Origin of the sequence: Micromonospora halophytica (genome assembly GCF_900090245.1) — a bacterium.
GTDB classification, from domain to species: Bacteria; Actinomycetota; Actinomycetes; order Mycobacteriales; family Micromonosporaceae; genus Micromonospora; species Micromonospora halophytica.
Genome location: NZ_FMDN01000046.1, coordinates 2,512 through 3,292, shown reverse-complemented (window position 1 = coordinate 3,292; position 781 = coordinate 2,512). Strand labels below are relative to the sequence as shown.

The 781-nt window shown below is 73.2% G+C and carries 1 protein-coding gene; it reads right to left on the bottom strand.

The window, feature by feature from the left end:
- On the bottom strand, positions 1-781 hold a 781-nt coding region (locus GA0070560_RS29220), incomplete at both ends, for a type I polyketide synthase (protein ID WP_211566042.1).

The following is a 781-nucleotide window of genomic DNA, read 5'->3' as shown; positions in this document are numbered from 1 at the left end:
CCCTGACCCGTGAACAACACCGCCCGACGACCCGACGACACCTGACCAGCCACCACGCCCGGAGCAACCAGCCCCTCAGCCAACGCCGCCAACCCCGCACACAAATCACCGGCCGTGGAACCCAACACCACCGCCCGATGATCGAGAGCGGCCCGAGACGTGGCCAGGGACCAGGCCAGGTCGACCGGGGGCTGCTCCTGGTCGCCGCTCAGGTGCGCGGCGAGTCGGGTGGCCTGCCCGGCCAGGGCCTCCGTGGACCGCCCCGACAGGAGCCACGGCACGACGGGCAGGGGATCGCCCGCCAGCGCCTCGACCGGCTCCGGTTCCGGCTGTTCGATGATCACATGGGCGTTGGTGCCGGAGATCCCGAAGGAGGAGACCGCGCCCCGGCGGGGCCGGTCGAGTTCCGGCCACGGCCGGGCCTCGGTGACCAGCGTGACCGCGCCGGAGGTCCAGTCCACCTTCGACGAGGGCGCGTCCACGTGCAGGGTGGCCGGCACGAGGCCGTGTCGCATGGCGAGCACCATCTTGATCACACCGGCGACGCCTGCGGCGGCCTGGGTGTGCCCGATGTTCGACTTGATCGAGCCCAGCAGGAGCGGTTCACGGTCCTCCCGGCCCTGCCCGTAGGTGGCCAGCAGCGCCTGCGCCTCGATGGGGTCGCCCAGCGTGGTGCCGGTGCCGTGCGCCTCGACGGCGTCCACGTCCGCCGTGCTCAGCCCGGCGTTGGCCAGGGCCTGCCGGATCACCCGCTGCTGCGCCGGCCCGTTCGGCGCGGTCA